This is a genomic window from Desulfocicer vacuolatum DSM 3385 (assembly GCF_900176365.1).
Lineage (GTDB): Bacteria > Desulfobacterota > Desulfobacteria > Desulfobacterales > Desulfobacteraceae > Desulfocicer > Desulfocicer vacuolatum.
This window is the reverse complement of sequence record NZ_FWXY01000001.1, coordinates 225,872-242,523: the sequence shown is the minus strand read 5'-3', so window position 1 is coordinate 242,523 and position 16,652 is coordinate 225,872. Positions and strand designations below refer to the sequence as shown.

Annotated in this window: 14 protein-coding genes; 11 read left to right on the top strand and 3 right to left on the bottom strand. The window is 49.1% G+C overall.

All coding sequences use genetic code 11. From position 1 onward, the window contains the following. The first annotated feature begins 282 nt into the window (after nt 1-282). The 5 genes from B9A32_RS01160 to B9A32_RS01140 are packed head-to-tail and all read left to right on the top strand — an operon-like array spanning nt 283 to nt 5,798. The gene (locus B9A32_RS01160) at nt 283-1,101 is read left to right on the top strand and encodes a cell division ATP-binding protein FtsE (protein WP_232366987.1); all 819 of its coding nucleotides are present in this window, start codon (nt 283-285) and stop codon (nt 1,099-1,101) included. A 2-nt stretch (nt 1,102-1,103) separates the two neighbouring features. Next, nucleotides 1,104-1,976 (top strand): cell division protein FtsX, encoded by an 873-nt coding sequence (locus B9A32_RS01155; protein WP_084066533.1) that lies wholly within the window; start codon nt 1,104-1,106, stop codon nt 1,974-1,976. A 20-nt stretch (nt 1,977-1,996) separates the two neighbouring features. Beyond that, nucleotides 1,997-3,202: a murein hydrolase activator EnvC family protein gene (locus tag B9A32_RS01150; RefSeq protein WP_084066681.1), complete on the top strand. Its 1,206-nt coding sequence runs from the start codon at nt 1,997-1,999 to the stop codon at nt 3,200-3,202. 1 nt (nt 3,203) lies between these two features. Continuing rightward, the gene (locus B9A32_RS01145) at nt 3,204-4,583 is read left to right on the top strand and encodes a S41 family peptidase (protein WP_084066532.1); all 1,380 of its coding nucleotides are present in this window, start codon (nt 3,204-3,206) and stop codon (nt 4,581-4,583) included. 18 nt (nt 4,584-4,601) lie between these two features. Continuing rightward, a complete protein-coding gene (locus tag B9A32_RS01140; RefSeq protein ID WP_084066531.1) occupies nt 4,602-5,798 on the top strand; it encodes a divergent polysaccharide deacetylase family protein in 1,197 nt (398 codons plus the stop codon). Between the two features lie 12 nt (nt 5,799-5,810). Here B9A32_RS01140 and prmA read toward each other — a convergent pair whose 3' ends face one another. Then, on the bottom strand, nt 5,811-6,746 hold the full coding sequence (prmA, locus tag B9A32_RS01135) for a 50S ribosomal protein L11 methyltransferase (protein ID WP_084066530.1): 936 nt from the start codon (nt 6,744-6,746) through the stop codon (nt 5,811-5,813). A 192-nt stretch (nt 6,747-6,938) separates the two neighbouring features. On the opposite strand from prmA, the gene B9A32_RS01130 reads away from it, so the two are divergent. Both B9A32_RS01130 and B9A32_RS01125 read left to right on the top strand, forming a co-directional pair. Further along, nucleotides 6,939-7,925, top strand: coding sequence for a GGDEF domain-containing protein (locus B9A32_RS01130; RefSeq protein WP_084066529.1), 987 nt, complete (start codon nt 6,939-6,941; stop codon nt 7,923-7,925). A 280-nt stretch (nt 7,926-8,205) separates the two neighbouring features. Then, nucleotides 8,206-9,042 (top strand): 50S ribosomal protein L11 methyltransferase, encoded by an 837-nt coding sequence (locus B9A32_RS01125; protein WP_084066528.1) that lies wholly within the window; start codon nt 8,206-8,208, stop codon nt 9,040-9,042. Nucleotides 9,043-9,156: 114 nt separating this feature from the next. On the opposite strand, the gene B9A32_RS01120 is transcribed toward B9A32_RS01125, so the two are convergent. Further along, nucleotides 9,157-10,476, bottom strand: a complete 1,320-nt coding sequence (locus tag B9A32_RS01120) for a radical SAM family protein (RefSeq protein ID WP_232366986.1) — start codon at nt 10,474-10,476, stop codon at nt 9,157-9,159. A gap of 1,028 nt (nt 10,477-11,504) precedes the next feature. On the opposite strand from B9A32_RS01120, the gene B9A32_RS01115 reads away from it, so the two are divergent. Then, the gene (locus tag B9A32_RS01115; RefSeq protein ID WP_084066527.1) at nt 11,505-11,894 is read left to right on the top strand and encodes a YbgC/FadM family acyl-CoA thioesterase; all 390 of its coding nucleotides are present in this window, start codon (nt 11,505-11,507) and stop codon (nt 11,892-11,894) included. Between the two features lie 20 nt (nt 11,895-11,914). Here B9A32_RS01115 and B9A32_RS01110 read toward each other — a convergent pair whose 3' ends face one another. Continuing rightward, complete coding sequence (locus B9A32_RS01110; RefSeq protein ID WP_212637541.1) at nt 11,915-12,619, bottom strand: hypothetical protein; 705 nt, start codon at nt 12,617-12,619, stop codon at nt 11,915-11,917. A 229-nt stretch (nt 12,620-12,848) separates the two neighbouring features. Between B9A32_RS01110 and B9A32_RS01105 the strand changes: the two genes are divergently transcribed. From B9A32_RS01105 to hypD, 3 genes are read left to right on the top strand one after another with little or no spacing between them, the layout of a single operon-like run. Beyond that, nucleotides 12,849-13,091 (top strand): HypC/HybG/HupF family hydrogenase formation chaperone, encoded by a 243-nt coding sequence (locus B9A32_RS01105; protein WP_084066525.1) that lies wholly within the window; start codon nt 12,849-12,851, stop codon nt 13,089-13,091. Between the two features lie 9 nt (nt 13,092-13,100). Further along, nucleotides 13,101-15,470, top strand: coding sequence for a carbamoyltransferase HypF (gene hypF / locus B9A32_RS01100; protein WP_084066524.1), 2,370 nt, complete (start codon nt 13,101-13,103; stop codon nt 15,468-15,470). Between the two features lie 10 nt (nt 15,471-15,480). After that, nucleotides 15,481-16,566: a hydrogenase formation protein HypD gene (gene hypD / locus B9A32_RS01095; protein ID WP_084066523.1), complete on the top strand. Its 1,086-nt coding sequence runs from the start codon at nt 15,481-15,483 to the stop codon at nt 16,564-16,566. Nucleotides 16,567-16,652 lie beyond the last annotated feature (86 nt).

The following is a 16,652-nucleotide window of genomic DNA, read 5'->3' as shown; positions in this document are numbered from 1 at the left end:
TTTGTTGTGGGCAAACCGGGGTCAATATGAGGCCTGCCCACTACAGTTATCATCTGATGATCAAATTTTGACAGCCTGATTTTCCATTGATTCATAACATAAAATTATGGGGGATGGTGTTATGGCCAAGTTTTGTAATTATAGTTGAAATGTCTGTTTTGAGCAAATGTTTTTGTTGGTAAATCACAGGGGCGGCAATGACGGGGGGGGTAAAGAACGCCTCCACTGAAGGAAGAAGCCGCCGGGCGGGATCCAGTGAAGGCGGTGTGTAAGGAAAACTGTTTGGCAGCACTCCTTGACAACACCTGTCATATATCAGTAAATTCCACATACGTCAACGTGGAGGGACGCACAGAAAAATTCATGGAACGAAAACGATCAATCATTCAGCTTTTTGATGTTTCCAAACAATATGGTGCCGGATACGCCTTGAAAAACATCACCCTGTCCGTGAAGGTGGGGGATCTTGTTTTTATCACCGGTGCCTCTGGAGCCGGTAAAAGCACATTGTTAAATCTTTTATATCTGGCCACGCCGGTGACCCGGGGCCAGATCATTGTGGGGGGCATGAACCTGGCACGATTGTCTCCGGAAAAAATTCCCTATTTAAGGCGGCGCATCGGTGTTATTTTTCAGGACTTTAAATTGATTTCCCACCGAAGTGTGTTTGACAATATTTCCCTGGTCCTGGAAGCCGCAGGACAGCCCCCGGCTGTTATTAAAAAGAAAGTGGAGGAGGTGCTGGAGCGAACCGGTATGACAGAATATATGAATGCACTGCCCCCTTCCCTTTCCGGCGGTCAGCAGCAGAAGGTGGCAGTGGCAAGGGCCGTGGTGGGAGACCCGGATATTATCCTGGCAGATGAGCCCACCGGCAGCCTGGATGCCTGTTCGGCCGAAGTGATTACCCGGTATCTCATGGAGTACAAAGAAAAAGGAACCACCATACTCATTGCAAGTCACAATACGGCATTAATAAACAGCACAGGCTTTGATGTCCTTTATACCCTTGAAGCAGGACAACTTGCACAGCCCGGAGAAAATATCTGTGCAGCCATGAATCCAATCATGGGGAATGAGACCCGGGGGAGGGTTTCTTGAGCATGCGATCCTATGTAAAACGGGCACTGGAAAATATGGCTGCCAATGTTTTTCTCACCGCCACCACCCTTTTCACCATTGCACTGTCTGTGTTGATTGCCGGTGCCTTTTTTCTTTTTTTTGAAAATGCCGCCCGCTTGGCAGGGGACTGGAACCGGGGCATACGGGTCATGGCGTATCTTGATGAGCGCTTTACCCCCCGGGATCTGGCAGGTGTAACCAGGGATCTCAGAAGCATTGAGGGGGTAAAGGATATTCGTTTTGTTTCCAAAGAGACTGCCCTGGAACAACTGCAAAAAGACCTTGAGTCCAGCGGTGTTACTTTGTCTGATCTTGGGGAAAATCCCCTCCCGCACACCCTTGAGATACTTCTTTCTCCTTCCCTTGATACCCTTGATGCCGTGGAAGCCTTTGTGGAGAGTGCCGGGCAAAGGGCCCATGTCAAGGAGGTGGTGTATGGGCATGGCTGGGTTGCGGCTTTTTTACCCATGGTTAATACTTTGAAAACCGGGGCCCTGGTGCTGGGAGGCCTTTTTGTAATAACAGCTCTTTTTGTGTCTGCCAATACGGTGCGACTGGCCTTTTATGCAAAACAGGAAGAAATTGAGATCATGCGCCTTGTGGGGGCCACAGAGGCCTTTGTGAACACCCCTTTTTACCTGGAGGGCATTTTCCAGGGCTTTTGCGGGGGGAGTGTGGGTCTTGTTATTTTATTTTTTCTGTTCCAGGGGATACGGGGGGCAATCCCACCGGAGGCGTCCTTGGTTCCGTTGATGGATATTCAATTTCTCTCTTTTCCCATGATGGCTTTAATCGTGGGTGCAGGTATTTTTCTGGGATGGCTGGGATGTTTTATCTCTTTAAAATCGAATTAAACAAAATAAATATACTGGGAATGTTTCTTATCCTTGCGGTGTCATTGGGCTGGATCATGGTGCCCCCGGCCCGGGGAGAGACGGTGGCGCATAAAAAATCCCTTAAAAAGATGACCCGGAAAAAAAATGTGGTGGATATCCGTCTCCTTGAAAATCGAATTTCGGCCCTGGAAAAAGAGGCCAATCAATTGAGCCAGACCCGGTTGAACATTGTCCGGCAACTGGATGATGTGAATCAAAGCATCAATCAACGCAGACTTCGGGTGTCCCTTGTCTCCCAGGAGAATAATGAAATAACTCGGGAAATCAAGCGCCTTGAAAAGAAGCAAAAGGCAGTTATAAACACCATTGATCAAAATCGCAGCATAGTGGGGGAACGTCTTTGTGCGCTGCATCGCATCAGGGGAACCGGTTCCTGGTCGCTTTTTTCAAAACCCCGATCGCTTTTTGATTTCTGGAAACGACAGCAGACATTAACTGTTATCCTGGCTTCAGATGTGGATCTTGTGAAAAAACAGGCTGCAGACCTTAAAAAGCTTGAACAAACCACCCTTTTGCTTGAAGGTGAAATCAGGGAGAAACAGCGCCTTGACAGCCGTTTGAACCTGGAGATCAAAGCCCTGGAAAACCAAAAAGCAAAACGCCAGGCCCTGCTGGCAGAGGTAAAGGGAAAAAGGGCATTGACAAAGGCGGCCATGGTGTCTGCTAGAAAAGCCCTGGTAAAGACCATGCAGTCCCTGAAAAAATCATCCCTTTCCTCCGATGACATATCGGAAAAAAAATCCCCGGCCCGGAAATGGAAAGCTGAAAAAGGCCTTTTTTTATCCCGCAGGGGGCGTTTACCCATGCCGGTGGATGGGCATATTTTGTCAAAATTCGGAACCCGAATTGACGAAGATGACAAGACCTTCACTTTTCAAACGGGAGTTGATATAAGGGTGGACATGGGGGAGCCGGTGAAATCGGTTTTCAGGGGTGAGATCCTTTATGCAGACTGGTTAAAAGGATATGGCAATCTTATCATTATCAACCATGGCGATAACTATTATACCCTGTATGCCCATGTGGAAGAGCTTTTCAAACAAAAGGGAGATGTGGTGGAGGACCGGGAGGTCATTGCCACAGCCGGGGATACGGGAACGGTGCGGGGCCCATACCTTCATTTTGAAGTCAGACACCATGACAAACCGATGGATCCCCTTAAATGGCTGAAAAAAGGAGCGTAAGATGAGAGTGCGTTTGGCAAAGCTGATGCAACAGTGGCTGCCTTTGGGTGCAATGGTGGTGATGTTCATATTGGGGGAGGGCTTTGCAGGGTCCCTGATGGCGGAAAAAGAACAGACCTATGAGTCATTAAAACTTTTTTCCGATGTGCTGCAGGAGATAGAAGAAAATTATGTGGATGAGGTGGATGCTGAACAATTGATCCAGGATGCCATCAAAGGCATGGTGGACAATCTGGACCCCCACTCCAATTTCATGCCCCCCGAGGCCTTTGATGAACTCCAGGATGATACCAAGGGAGAGTTTGGCGGCATCGGTATTGTGATCTCCATGAAAAAAGGTGTGTTGACGGTGGTGTCCCCCATTGAAGGTACCCCGGCATACAAGGCCGGTATCATGGCAGGAGATGTCATTGTCAAGATTGATGACCATGACACCGCAGAACTTGCCCTGTGGGAATGTGTTAAAAAAATGCGGGGGGCCAGGGGAGAAATTGTTGTATTAACCATTGTCCGTAAGGGAGAGACGGATCCCCTTATTTTTTCATTGGAACGGGATATTATTCCCATGACCAGTGTGCGAAGCACCACCCTGCGGCCGGGGTATGGGTATATCTGGGTGACAAATTTTAGGAATAACACGGCCCGTGACATGGTGGAGGCTTTGACAAAACTTGAATCCGCCGAGGTTCCTTTAAAGGGATTGATCATGGATTTGAGAAATAACCCCGGAGGCCTCTTAAACCAGGCTGTGGCCGTGTCTGACACCTTTCTTGACCAGGGAGTCATTGTGTCCATAAAAGGCCGTCAGGCAGACCATACGGAAATTTTTAAGGCCCGGGCGGGTTCGGTGAAGCGGGGATATCCCATGGTGGTGCTCATTAACGGCGGCAGTGCCAGTGCTGCGGAGATTGTTGCCGGGGCACTACAGGATCATAAAAGGGCCGTTATCCTGGGGACCACCTCCTTTGGCAAGGGATCTGTTCAAACGGTGAAACCCATGAAAGACGGTTTTGGGCTCAAGTATACCATTGCCAGATATTATACCCCCAGCGGCAGATCCATCCAGGCCCAGGGCATTCACCCGGACATTGAAGTGTCCTTTCACAAAATAATGGATGAACCGGAAAATGGGACAGAAAACAAGGAGCACAAAAAATTTTCCATGGAACATATGCTCCGGGAAAAGGATTTGAAAAACCACCTTGAACCGGAAATGGAGCTGCTTGATAAATCCGGCAAAAAGATAAAAAAAGAGACAGATCACCTTGCTCCGGCAGATTCCATTGGTTTTGAGGGACTTAAAAATGATTCCCAGGTCCGGCAGGCATTGGGAATCCTCATGGGATACAGTCTGCTGAGCCGTTCAGAGGCAACCCGGTAAGCCCATGGCTGTAGAGCGATGAAAAACTGGGATAAAAAAGTCCCGCAGAGTGAAAATAATCAAAGGAAAAAAGAAAAAAAAAACCATATTCTTTTTGAGTTTGCTTCAAAAAAGGGGGGTGCCTTTTTGTTGGTTTTTCTCTTTTTTATTTCATTGGCACTTCTGGGAATTCATTTTTATGTGAACCATGGAGATTTGACGGAGAAACCCGATGTCCCTCCAGAGAGCATGGTATTTGCCCCACATCCATCTTCCGGGCCGGAAACATCTGTTGAAACCGGCACGGACAGTGATTCTCAAGGGACTTTGCAGACCTTGGGTGAAAAAGAAGTGCCTGAAAAGACAGACCCGACATTGATTTTCCCTCCTCCTCCTGATTTAAGCGCCGGACAATCTGTTTTGGAATCGGATTCCCCCCCCTCCCAAGTCATTGAATTTGACACTGGTGCTGTGCAAGGGGAGAGACCCATATATGAGGTGTTTGATAAGGAGAATCTTTCGGTTTACGGGCCGGGGGAGATGCCTGTTGCCAAAGGCAACGAACCATTACCCTTGGTGGCCATCATCATTGATGATGTGGGGTTTGATAAAACCCTTGCCATGGCATTTTCCCGGTTACATCCCAATATCACCATGGCCATACTGCCGGGATCACCCTTTGGTAGAAGCCTTGCTGAACGGCTCCATGTCAGGGGATGTGAGATCATGCTCCATCTGCCCATGGAACCTTTGCAGTACCCGGCCGTGGACCCGGGACCCGGGGCAATCATGACCGGGATGTCACCGGATGAGCTTTTACAGACCCTGCGGAATAATCTTGATCTCATACCCCATGTAAAAGGGGTGAACAATCACATGGGATCACGGTTAACCACCCGGTCTGATCAAATGCGCCAGGTCTTTACTGTTTTGAAAAAAAGGGAACTTTTTTTCATTGACAGCCTGACGGCGGGAGAGTCTGTATGCAGGGACTCTGCCCGCCTGTTCCAGCTTGCCTTTGCCCGGCGGGATGTTTTTCTGGATAATATCCAGGATAAAAAGTATATCAGCGGGCAGATTTCCCGATTGATTGGCATCAGCCGGCACCATGGGGCTGCCATCGGCATCGGGCACCCCTACCGGATTACCCTGGCCACTTTGGAGGATCTGTTACCGAAAATCCAGAAAAAGGCCCGTATTGTAAGGGCCTCGCAACTGGTGGCCGTGCCGCAATGATGGCCTGTGACATTACCCTTTACCGGAAAAAATGGCGCAAATGGCCACCCACTCGCCTTCTTCCCTGACTTCTGTGACAGTGAACTCATTTTCCAGGAGTTTTGCCACAATACTGTCTTTCTTTTCCGTTATAATTCCCGATAAAATAGCTGTTCCCCCGGGTTTTATCCATTGCTTGATGTCTGTGATGATTTCCAGAATTATTTCAGCAATGATGTTGGCCACCACCACATCAAAGGGTCCCATGCCCTTGTCCGGGTATTGATCCAGGGTGGTTTGCGCCAGATGATAAATCTGCGGGTCAACTTTGTTTTTTTCAAGGTTGTCTCCCGCCACCTGTACTGCCACCTCATCGGTGTCAATGCCTGCCATGGCAGATACCCCCAGAAGAGCGGCTGCAATCATGAGAATACCGGAACCGGTTCCCACGTCCAAAAAGGTCTGACCCGGTTTAAGGGTTTCTTCAATCATGGCAATGCACATGGCTGTGGTGGGATGGGTGCCTGTGCCAAAGGCCATGCCCGGATCGATGTGGATGATAAGATCGTCATCACCGGCCTCAAATTCCCGCCACTGGGGTTTGATGACAATTTTGTCGGTGATGCGGGTGACAAAGAAAAATTCCTTCCAGGAGTCTGCCCACTCTTCCTGGTCCACCAGTTGGGTGGTGATATTTACTGTTACGCCGCTGGATAAAAGCTCTGTGGATTTTTGTTTAATATTGCTTAAAAGGTTCCGGGAGGTGTCACTGTCAGGAATATATCCTGAAATGGCGTTTTCCGTGGACCGGGGCAAGGCATCGCTGGCAAATCCATCCACAGGCGGTGGAAGGGGGACATCACACACCACTCCTTTCAGGCCAAGGCTGAGAAAAATATCGGTGACCAGCTCTTCTGCCAGTTGTTCATCATTGCCGGTAAAGACGGCTTTTACATGTATCCATTTCATGGTATCTTCTTTTCTTTTATGCGTTCATTACTTTTTCATTGTTCGTTGTGGCTGGAGCGTGGGCTCATTGGAAAATTGTCCTTTGAATATCATGGAAAAAGCTCTTTTTTCAACATGGAAACACAACGCCTGTTATTTTTTTGCGGGATCTGGCATAAAATGGATTAAAATAAGGGGGTTCATGGAACTGCCATGATGAATGAAACCATCTATCTTGAAAAATTCAAATTGCTCACCGGTATGGCTATGCTTCTTCAAAGCTGTGATAAGGAAGAGGAGTTGTTTGATGTTATCTTTTTATATCTACCCAAATTGTTTCCCGATGTTTATGGCGAGATCTTTTTACAGGATACGTTGGAAAAGGAGATTCATTCCGCATTTGTCTGGGGAAAATTAACAAAAGAGATGCCCATGCCGGATTTTGAGCACTGCCGGGCCTTTGCCTGCGGTGTTGTTGTAAATACCAGTGAGAATAGAGCGATTCCCTGTGAAAAGTGTCGTCGGGGGGAGTGTTGCATTCCTTTCTGTGATGGGAGTCACGCCTTTGGCATACTGTGTTTAAGTGGCGCAACTGCCCGGATCAGAGCCGGTTACCGGGGGCTTGCCTTTGTTACGGCAGAATATCTTGCCCTGGCCATTGTTAATTTAAGGCTCAAGAAACGCCTCCATGAACTGACCCTGAAAGATCCGCTCACCGGTTTGTTCAACCGCAGACACATGGATGAAACTGTTCCCCGGGAAATCATACGGGCCAAAAGAGCCGGGGCATCCCTTGGTGCCATCATGGTGGATCTGGATTACTTCAAGGATGTTAACGATAGTTTTGGCCATGATGCCGGGGATGAGGTGCTGAAAAAAGTGGGGCACTTTCTTAAATCAGCTTTCAGGGTTGAGGATCTGGTGTGTCGCTTTGGCGGAGAAGAGTTTTTTATATTGATGACCTCCGGGGAAGCAAAAGATTATTGCGCCCGGGCCCGGAAACTCAGGGAGGGAATCAAAGGGCTTGATATCTCCTGGGAAGGCCGGCAGATAAGTCCAGTCACCGCCTCTTTGGGGGTGGTGGTGTTTCCCGATAACGGCAAGACATTTGAAGAGTTATTACACCGGGCAGATCAGGCTCTTTATCTGGCCAAGGCCCAGGGCCGGGACAGAGTGATTCTGGGTGACAATGAAGCTTGAAAAACACCTTTGATTTGCGGAATATTTCATATAAAAATGGGCATGTCTCACGGACACAACAAATATAGGGTCGTAGACGCGGAGCCAAATGGTATTATACCGCCCCCCGATGGGCAATGAGCCCGGACCGGAACTGTAGACAGCTCGATTGTCCGGTTCCTATTGCCCATCGGGGGGGGGGGCGGCTCTGCCGAGGTTGCCTTTTCATAAAAAAATAGATAATTAACCTTGAAATGCGCCGGGATAATCCAGCTGGCGCGTCCATTGCAGGAGGTCTTTTTTGTCCAATCCCTATGAATATCTTTATATTTACTATCTGGAGGGCATTCCCTCTTCCCTTGACCCGGCCATTAAAGAGAGTACTTTTATCGGCAACTGGGAAGAGGATGGTTTTTCTTTTCTTTTTTTTTCTTACCCCCATGATGATCTGATCAACGAGATGGTTGCCCGGGAAGACCACCTTTCACTTATTGATAAATATGAGATGACCAGTGATCAATGGCATGGTGATAAAATAGAGTCCTACACCGCAGGCAGTCTGGTGATTTCCCCCCCCTGGAAAATTCCTTTTGTCAATCAACGGAATTTGACCCATATTCTTCTGGACCCCGGCGTGGTGTTTGGCACCGGTCGTCATCAGACCACAGAGGATTGTCTGGGATACATGGAATACCTTTGTCGGAAAGAAAAAATTTCCACGGTTGTGGATATCGGCACCGGAACGGGTATCCTGGCTTTGGGGGCTGCGGCATTGGGCTGTGACCGGGTGCTGGCACTTGATTTTAATCTTTTGGCCGTGCGCACCACTTTGAACAATATTCGATTAAATGATTTCCATGACAGAATTTTGGCCATTCAGGCCCGGGGGGAGGCTTTTATGGCTGTACCTGCCCAGCTTGTGGTGGCCAATATCCATTATGATGTGATGAAAATTTTAATTGAAGCACCGGAATTTGTGGAAAAACCGTGGCTCATTCTTTCCGGGCTGTTGAAAAGCGAGGCAGATAAGGTGTGTGAGCGTCTGAAAGAAAAATCGGTTACCCTGGTGGAGCGCATCAGCCCTGACGGGGTGTGGAACACCCTTCTGGTTCAGGGAAGGAGTGTGCCCACCATTTAGTTAGCACTGTTGTAGGGACGCAGAGCTTATTAATTTACCATTTAATAAGCTCTGATTCTTATTTTTCGCAAATGAGACTTCGAATAAACGGTAAGTTGAAAATTACTGACTTCCTTATCTCACCGGCGGATTAAAATAACCGTGGATGAGGTGGGGAAATCGCTGGGAAAGTTTTTTAATAATAAATTCCATGCCCAGGGCCTGGCTTTTTCCCCCGGCGGTTTCCATGATTTTAAAATATCCCAATGGATCATAGTTCAGGTTGCGCCATTGGATCATATTGACCCGGTGGGTGGATAAAAAGCGGTTCAAGGCCTCAAATTCTGCTTCGGAATCTGTCACTCCGGGACAATTGAGGTAATTGATGGAGATGAATTTTTGTTTTTGTTCTGCAATGTCAAAACTTTTCATCACATCCTGAAAGGTGTAGCTTTTGGGCCTGAAATAGGTGGTGTAACAGGTTTCCCGCACAGAGTTCATGCTCACCCGCATGGAATCGAGTCCTGCATCAAATAATTTATCAAGGCGATGGGGCATGCCGGCGTTGGTGTTCATGTTAATGGTGCCCTGGTCTGTTTTTTCCCTTACCTGGTAAATGGCAGGTTCAATGACATGGAATGCGGTGAGGGGGTCGCCTTCACATCCCTGGCCAAAGCTCACCACACTTTTTTTCACCTTGGGGATATGTTCAAGGCACACCTGGGCAATTTCATGGGGCTCGGGGGTAAAGGATATGCGATCCTGGCAGGCGGCAAGATTGTCAGTTTTTTGAAGGGAGATGCAACCCATGCAGTTGGCATTACACACCTGTGATGTGGGCAACGGGGCTTCAAATCTGCCCAGAAAAAAATTTTTTGCCGCAGGGCAGCTGTATTCCAGAGCGCATTTTTCCAGATGTCGCATGAGGCGATTGTCCGGGTACTTTTTCTGCATGGCCTTGACCCCGGCCACAATGCCTTTGCGGGGCATGAGGCGCAGATCCTGACGTCTTTCCCGATCCACGCAAATGGCAGCGGACCTGAATCCCCCCTTTCCCCAGCCAACGGCGCCGTATGAAAACAGGGGCAAAAGAGCACCTTTTACGGCACTTTCATAGGCGGCAACATATCTGTTGACATATCCCGGAGAGTTGAAAACAGACACCGCATGGATGGGTTCTTCGGGGTTGTAGGGGTTTGTTTTAAGGGTTTCAAAACAAAATTTATCAAAATTGAATACCAGGGGAAAGCGATCCGGCAGCATCATCAATTCACTGCCGTAGGGCATTTCTATGCTTTCTCCCCGGGTGAGAAGTATCGGTTGATCACCGGCCATGGCCGCGGCCCCAAAGCCTTCCAGTTCAAAGATTTCTCCGTCTTTGTTGGCCACCACCGGTGCCAGCGGGGTTTTGTTCATGGTTTTATGTTTGGGTTTGCGTGGGTTTGATTTTTTCATGGCCTTATCCTTATTTGTATGAAAAGCAGGTACTGGGTACTGGGTACTGGGTACTGGGTACTGGGTATTAACAGTAACTATTTTTTCATTGTTCGTTGTGGCCGTTGCTTACAGCCATATATGTTCTTTTTATATGAAAAGGCAGCCTCCAAGGCAACCTCAGCAGAGCCGCCCCCCCCCCACGGGCAATAGGAACCGGACAATTGAGCTGTCTACAGTTCCGGTCCGGGCCCATTGCCCGTCGGGGGGCGGCGGTATCATACCATTTGGCTCCGTGTCTACGACCCTATATTCGTTGTGTCCGCCAGGACATGTGGGTTTATATCTCAACTTTCGGGCTTCATTTCAAAGCCGGCATTTTTAAATGTACCGATGGGCTCAGTGTGCCGACGGGGTCAGGCTTTTGTTATTGATGTTATCGACCAAGGCCTTTGCCAACGAAAAAAGCCTCGATAATGTCAATAACGAAAGCCTGACCCCACCACGAAATGCGAACACCGAAAGTTGAGTTTATATGAAATACTCCACAAATCAGCGGCGTATTTCAAGCTTTGTTGTGGGCAGAACCGGATCAAAATAAGCTCTGCCATGGCAGTTATTCAACTGTTTTAGCTTGGCGTTTGCGCTCCCCTTTCGGCTCTTTGATTTGGAAGAGAGCGTTGAATGGACAGTATCCGGACGGTTTTTTGAGAGCAAAAGACTCACCCCCGGCCCAAAGCAAAGGGGTTATAGCAGAAAACCGGTTCCATGTCATTATTTACATCCCGTCCTTTGAATGTTAATAACGGGCATGTCCCGGCGGACACAACGAATATAGGGTCGTAGACGCGGAGCCAAATGGTATTATACCGCCGGACCGTATTTTGCTCCCGTTCCGCCCGCAACAAAGCTTGAAATACGCCTTGAATTTGCGGAGTATTTCATATAACCGCCACGGGCGGACCGTATTCTGATCCAGCTCTGCCCACAACAAAGTTTGAAATACACCCCCGGTTTGTGGAGTATTTCATATAAAAAAAAGGAAAACTATGTCATCCCAGCTGCATCACTTCACGGCCCAGGTTTATTATGAAGACACCGATCATTCCGGTGTGGTTTACCATGCCAATTATCTTAAATATTTTGAAAGGGCCAGGGAAGATATCATCGGAATTGAGGAACTTTCACGGCTCTGGCATGAGGAGGGGGTGGGGTTTGCCGTTTACCGGGCAGATCTTTCCTTTCATGAAGGGGCTGTCTTCGGCGATACCCTGGATATTCGTACCCGGTGGGACAAAGAGAGTCTGTACCGGGTCATATGGCACCAGGAGGTATGGCGACCCGGTGGAGAAAAGCCCGCTGTCACAGGAGAAATTCATCTGGTGTGCCTGGACAGGAATAAAAAACTAAGACCCCTGCCTGAGATTTCCCTTGATTAATTTTTCAGTGTGCCCGCATGCTATTGGGCGGCATAATACCATTTTAATCGTTCCACCTCGTACTCCCCCATACCTGAGATGTTAAATTCTGTGACATGTGCTTTTGTACTGTCAATGGGGATGATGCAGTGGGCATAGTCCTGATGGTGAATTCGAAAATTTATCCAGGCCTTTTTCTGGGCCTTGGTAACCCTGCGAAGGAGGCACATGAATGGGTAAGCATAGGCGTCATGGAGGAACTCTGATATTTTTCTTCCCCGGAGGGGAATGTTATCCAGGGGCATTTTGACTGTGGAGCTTAAAATGGTGCCGTCTTTATACATCACATGGTGATCGTGCAGGTTTCTTATTTTTTCCATGTGTTGATTCATGCTTTGGTAGCTGGCTTTAATCTGGGGCTGGGTATTTTTAAAAAGCCATGCTTCACCCTGGAAAATGGATTGAAATATTTTTTCTTTTTGTGAAAATTCTTTAAAGGGTAAGGGGCATATTTTGTCTTGGAATACTCCGTTGTCCACCACAATGGAAATGCGGTTATACCACCGTTGGTGCTGATCCATGAGATAATTGTGAAACGCGGTGATCTCCTTTAAAAGGAGGTTGCTGATATCAGCAAGACGGTAATCAAAAAGGATGTTCATGTTGGGAAGGTATTGGGGATGGGTTGCAATGTCCATGAATGGCTGTATGAAGCCGTCCGGCTTGACAGGCCCTTTATGTTTCATGTAGGCAAGGTGAATATGCGGGCTGATTATAATCATGACTTTTTTTGACTTGCTTTCAGTTTAAAAAAAGTGTTACATCAGAATCTTTTAGTGCATATTTTCCACATTGTCAATGGCAAGTTTTTGATTTGGGTATTTTCAGGGGCGTTTCCACCTGAGTTCCTTATTGACTCATTTGATGGGCCCGGGTACTATACCGTAACTGAAATTAAATGGGGTAAATCAAAATATGTGTCTTGCCGTTCCTTCAAAAATTGTTGAAATAAAAGAATCTCTGGCAACCGTGGATGTGGATGGGGTGCGGCGGGAAGCCAGCCTCTTGCTCCTGGAGGATGTCAGCATCGGGGATTACGTCATTATCCATGCCGGTTTTGCCATCAGCAAGGTGGATGAGGATGTTGCCAGACAGGCCCTTGTGGATATGCGGAACATGCTGGATGCTGCGGGTGACATGTCCGATAAAACAGTGTGATGCATCGGCATGGAGATCAATAAGAGCATTTCAGCCGGAAGGATTAATATCTCCGGCGTTGTTCAGGGTGTGGGATTTCGTCCCTTTTTATTCCAGCTGGCCCATGACTATGGATTTAACGGAGAGGTCAGCAATACCTCCCGGGGGGTTCGCCTGGTGGTGGAGGGCAATCCTGAAAAAATGGACGACTTCTGCCGGGACATTGTAAAAAAGCATCCCCCCCTTGCATCTGTGTGTGATTTGCAATACACCCCGGTTCCGGTGCGGGGATATATTGATTTTACCATTTGTACCAGCCATGGGGAGGGGGAACGGTCGGCATTGATATCTCCGGATGTCTCTGTCTGTGATGATTGCCTTAAGGAGATGACCGATCCCACGGATCGCAGGTTTGAATATCCATTCATAAATTGTACCAATTGCGGGCCCCGATACACCATCATTAAAGACATTCCCTATGATCGTCCCAAAACGGCCATGGCTTCTTTTCCCATGTGCCCGGCATGCCGGAAAGAATATGATGATCCAATGAATCGACGTTTCCATGCCCAGCCCAATGCCTGCCCCGTGTGCGGCCCCCATACCTTTCTGGTGGATGCCGGGGGAAGGCCGGTGGATTGTACGCCCGGGGAGGCCGTGGAAAAAGCAGCCTTGCTGCTAAAGCAGGGACACATTGTCGCAATAAAAGGACTGGGGGGATTTCATCTGGCTGTGGATGCCGCCTGTCATCCCGGGGTGACCCGCCTGAGGGAAGCAAAAAAAAGACCGGATAAACCCTTTGCTCTGATGGCGCGATGTCCCGGAGATGCTGCCTGTCATGTTGTCATGACCCCGGAAGAAGAGCGTTTGCTCACCTCCCGTCACCGTCCCATTGTGCTGCTTCAAAAGCGCCGTTCCCCTGGTGACCGGTGTCTTAATGATAATGGGCAGGAAAGGGGCTTGCACGGGGCCCTGCCCTTAAGTGATGCTGTTGCCCCGGACAATCCTTTTCTGGGGGTCATGCTTCCCTATACCCCCCTCCATTATCTGCTTTTGGAAAAAGGGCCTTCCATACTTGTCATGACCAGCGGTAATCCCGGTGGAGAACCCCTTTCCATTGACAATGACCATGCCCTTGCCGCCTTTTCCCACATGGCCGACTATTTTTTGCTTCACAATCGGGATATCTATTTCAGGGCCGATGATTCCATCATGCAGGTTCAGGAAAATGTGCCGCGATTTTTCCGACGTTCCCGGGGGTATGCCCCCATGCCGGTCTTTTTAAAGCAATCCATGCCCCGGGTCCTGGCCTGTGGCGGGGGATTAAAAAGCACGCTGTGTCTCACCCGGGAGAACAGGGCGTTTTTAAGTCAGCACATTGGGGATCTTGACAATGAAAAGGTTTTTCATTTCTATAAGACCAGTGTGGATCATCTTAAGCGGATACTGGATATCTCCCCTGACATCATTGCCCATGATCTTCATCCGGGTTACATGAGTACATCCTGGGCCGGGGAGCAACAGGGGATGATAAAGGTGGGGGTTCAGCACCACCACGCCCATGCCGTGTCGTGCATGGCGGAAAACGGCATTGTGGAACCGGTGATTGCCGTCACCCTTGACGGCACAGGCCTTGGCAGTGACGGTGCCATATGGGGCGGTGAGGTGCTTACCTGCACGCTGACCGATTTTCAACGCCGGGCCCATCTTAAATACATTCCCATGCCGGGAGGGGATGCAGCGGTTCTGGAACCGTGGCGCATGGCAGCGGCTTATTTGTGGCACATCCGGGGAAATGATTTTCTGGATTTGAAAATTCCCCTGATCCAGCGTCTGGGGCGGGCCAAACTTAACTTTGTGGCCACCATGATGACCAGGGGGGTGAACTGTCCCCTGACCTCCAGTTGCGGACGGTTGTTTGATGCCGTGGCCTCCCTTTTGGGACTCCGGGATAAGATCAGCTTTGAGGGGCAGGCAGCCATGAACCTCCAGGCAATGAGTCACATGGAAAACAAGGGGGCCTATGGGATTGAATTTAATGATGCCTTTGATGAGAACGGGCAGTCTGTGATGGAAATGGATCTGGCTCCGGCTTTTATTGAGATGCTGCAGGAGATGGAACAGGGCCTTTCTTGCGGCAGCATCGGGGGACGCTTCCATGAAACCGTTATTGAGGCATTTTCCCGCGCTGTCCTGGTGGTGAGTGACAAGACAGGTATTTGCAAGGTGGTGCTGTCCGGTGGTGTTTTTAATAATGGATGGATATTGTCAGGGATTTTAAAACGCCTTGAAGATCAGGGATTAAAGGTTTATACCCATGAAAAGGTTCCTGCCGGGGATGGGGGCATCAGCCTGGGCCAGGCCGTGATTGCCGGACAACGGGCAAAGATATCAGAATAAAGGAATTCATATGGCATTAAAATATGTTCAGGAGTATCGGGACGGAGAGCTTGCCCGACAGCTCATTGCGGCCATTGGTGATATTGAGGGTAAAAAAATGCGTCTCATGGAGGTGTGCGGTACCCACACCATGTCCATCTTTCGCCATGGAATTCCCAGTGTATTGCCTGATAGTATAACCCTTTTGACCGGGCCGGGGTGTCCTGTGTGTGTGACTGCCCAGCGGGATATTGATATTTTTGTGGCCCTTTCCATGGTGCCGGAGGTGATTCTTACCTCCTTTGGCGACCTCATGCGGGTACCCGGAACCCTTTCGTCTCTACAGCAGGAAAAGGCCCGGGGCCGGGATATCCGGGTGGTGTATTCCGCCTTTGACGCGGTGAAGCTGGCGGCGGAGAACCCCCATCGTCAGGTGGTGTTCTGTGCAGTGGGATTTGAAACCACCACCCCCACAGTGGCGGCCTCCATCATGGTGGCACAGCAGCAGGGGCTCACCAATTTTTCCATCCATTGCGCACATAAACTCACCCCTCCTGCCCTGGCAGCGCTCATGGAAACCCCGGGGGTGGAGATTGATGGATTTTTGCTTCCCGGCCATGTTTCTGTGATCACCGGCACCGGGGCCTATCTTCCGGTGTTTGATCAATATAAAATACCGGCGGTGATTGCAGGGTTTGAGCCAGTGGATATTTTAAAGGCCGTTTTAATGTTGGTGAGACAAAATGTTTCCGGTGTTCCGGCCCTGGAAAACGCCTATCCCCGGGCTGTCTGTGACAAGGGCAACCCCAAGGCCCTGGCCGTGATGGACCAGGTGTTTAAAAAAGCAGATACTGTGTGGCGGGGCATTGGCATGATTCCGGCCAGCGGGCTTGTACTCCGGGAGGGGTTTAACCGGTTCAATGCCCTGGAAAAATTTGATATCCAGGCCGGTGATGCGCCGGAACCTGCCGGGTGTGCCTGCGGCGACATTTTAATGGGCCTGAAAAAACCTGATCAGTGCAAACTTTATAAAAAACGATGCACCCCCATGAATCCTGTGGGACCCTGCATGGTTTCCAGCGAAGGGGCCTGCGCCGCATTTTATCGCTATGGATGATTGGTAAGGTCAAAATAGAATCCGCCCTTGGCGATTATTGAAATTAGAAAAAGAAAGTAAGTATTTGATTTGCTATTGTAACTGTT

Bases quoted from the DNA above. Each gene is read 5' to 3' on its own strand.
- B9A32_RS01140 (WP_084066531.1), top strand. From the start codon at position 4,602: ATGAAAAACTGGGATAAAAAAGTCCCGCAGAGTGAAAATAATCAAAGG.
- hypD (WP_084066523.1), top strand. From the start codon at position 15,481: ATGGCATTAAAATATGTTCAGGAGTATCGGGACGGAGAGCTTGCCCGA.
- hypF (WP_084066524.1), top strand. From the start codon at position 13,101: ATGGAGATCAATAAGAGCATTTCAGCCGGAAGGATTAATATCTCCGGC.
- B9A32_RS01110 (WP_212637541.1), bottom strand. From the start codon at position 12,619: ATGAAACATAAAGGGCCTGTCAAGCCGGACGGCTTCATACAGCCATTC.
- B9A32_RS01150 (WP_084066681.1), top strand. From the start codon at position 1,997: ATGTTTCTTATCCTTGCGGTGTCATTGGGCTGGATCATGGTGCCCCCG.
- B9A32_RS01120 (WP_232366986.1), bottom strand. From the start codon at position 10,476: ATGAAAAAATCAAACCCACGCAAACCCAAACATAAAACCATGAACAAA.
- B9A32_RS01105 (WP_084066525.1), top strand. From the start codon at position 12,849: ATGTGTCTTGCCGTTCCTTCAAAAATTGTTGAAATAAAAGAATCTCTG.
- prmA (WP_084066530.1), bottom strand. From the start codon at position 6,746: ATGAAATGGATACATGTAAAAGCCGTCTTTACCGGCAATGATGAACAA.
- B9A32_RS01145 (WP_084066532.1), top strand. From the start codon at position 3,204: ATGAGAGTGCGTTTGGCAAAGCTGATGCAACAGTGGCTGCCTTTGGGT.
- B9A32_RS01155 (WP_084066533.1), top strand. From the start codon at position 1,104: ATGCGATCCTATGTAAAACGGGCACTGGAAAATATGGCTGCCAATGTT.
- B9A32_RS01130 (WP_084066529.1), top strand. From the start codon at position 6,939: ATGATGAATGAAACCATCTATCTTGAAAAATTCAAATTGCTCACCGGT.
- B9A32_RS01115 (WP_084066527.1), top strand. From the start codon at position 11,505: ATGTCATCCCAGCTGCATCACTTCACGGCCCAGGTTTATTATGAAGAC.